The 1,714-nt window shown below is 58.5% G+C and carries 1 rRNA gene; it reads right to left on the bottom strand.

The window, feature by feature from the left end:
- Nucleotides 1–95: 95 nt before the first annotated feature.
- A 16S ribosomal RNA gene (locus ACFQEU_RS15455) occupies nt 96–1,566 on the bottom strand.
- Between the last annotated feature and the right edge of the window lie 148 nt (nt 1,567–1,714).

The raw sequence follows: 1,714 nt of genomic DNA on the forward strand, positions 1-1,714 counted from the left end.
GGCGGTGACGTGGACGTGGACCGTGCGAATGAGTAGTGACCGTCGTGGTGACGGTCGAAAGGTGAGCTCACCCGTGTGGGTGAGTCTCGGGTCTGTGGAGGTGATCCAGCCGCAGATTCCCCTACGGCTACCTTGTTACGACTTAAGCCCCCTTGCGAAGCCCAGATTCGACGCGTGGAACGCGCCTCATCCGGACCTCACTCGGGTGCTTTGACGGGCGGTGTGTGCAAGGAGCAGGGACGTATTCACCGCGCGCTTGTGACACGCGATTACTACCGAATCCAGCTTCATGTGGGCGAGTTGCAGCCCACAATCCGAACTACGATCGAGTTTCTGAGATTACCGTCTCCTTTCGGAGTAGGAACCCTTTGTCTCGACCATTGTAGCCCGCGTGTTGCCCAGCACATTCGGGGCATACTGACCTACCGTTGCCCGTTCCTTCCTCCGTGTTGGCCACGGCAGTCTCCGTACTGTCCCCAACCACTTCGCAGTGTTGCTGGCAAGTAAGGATGCGGGTCTCGCTCGTTGCCTGACTTAACAGGACGCCTCACGGTACGAGCTGACGGCGGCCATGCACCTCCTCTCTGTGGCTCGTGGCGAGGTCATCAACCTGACCGTCATTACCACAGTCGATGCTGGTGAGATGTCCGGCGTTGAGTCCAATTAAACCGCAGGCTCCTCCGGTTGTAGTGCTCCCCCGCCAATTCCTTTAAGTTTCATCCTTGCGGACGTACTTCCCAGGCGGCCTGCTTAGCGGCTTCCCTACGGCACAGCACCCACTCGTAGTGGGAGCCACACCTAGCAGGCATTGTTTACGGCTAGGACTACCCGGGTATCTAATCCGGTTCGAGACCCTAGCTTTCGTCCCTCACTGTCGGATCCGTTCTCGCGACGTGCTTTCGCCATCGGCGGTCCGTCCAGGATTACGGGATTTCACTCCTACCCCGGACGTACCCGTCGCGCCTTCCGGTCCCAAGCCGTGAAGTTTCCACCGGACGTCCACCCGTTGAGCGGGTGGATTTCCCGATGGACTTTCACGGCCAGCTACGGACGCTTTAGGCCCAATAAGATCGGCCATCACTCGGGCTGCCGGTATTACCGCGGCGGCTGGCACCGGTCTTGCCCAGCCCTTATTCGGACACCTCCCTAGGGTGTACAAAAGCGTAGGCTCTATGCCTACGCACTTGGGATCCCCTTATCGCACTGTCGTGCAGTGTAAAGGTTTCGCGCCTGCTGCGCCCCGTAGGGCCCGGAATCTTGTCTCAGATTCCGTCTCCGGGTTCTCACTCTCATGACCCGTACCGATTATCGGCACGGTGGGCCGTTACCCCACCGTCTACCTAATCGGCCGCAGCCACATCCTTCGGCGCCGGAGCGTTTGACACACTCGCCATTCCAGGGTGAGTGTGAGATGCACTATTAGCCTCAGTTTCCCGAGGGTATGGTGCTCCGAAGGGTAGTTTGGCCACGTGTTACTGAGCTATTCGCTACGAGTCTGAACTCGTGCAACTAGCATGGCTAAATCGGATCCCAATAGCAATGGCCTCCGGCAGGATCAACCGGAATGAATACCCTCGTACCTGATTCCCGGTGCGAGGGGGGTTATGTTGGCGGGTGTTGACGTAGTGTCAACACACCATTGCATGGTCCAATATGGTGTCCAGTGTCACCGGCGTTCCGGATGACACCGAACTACCAAGGCTCACATCAGATC

Origin of the sequence: Halorubrum tibetense, assembly GCF_042661865.1 — an archaeon.
Classification (GTDB): Archaea; Halobacteriota; Halobacteria; order Halobacteriales; family Haloferacaceae; genus Halorubrum; species Halorubrum tibetense.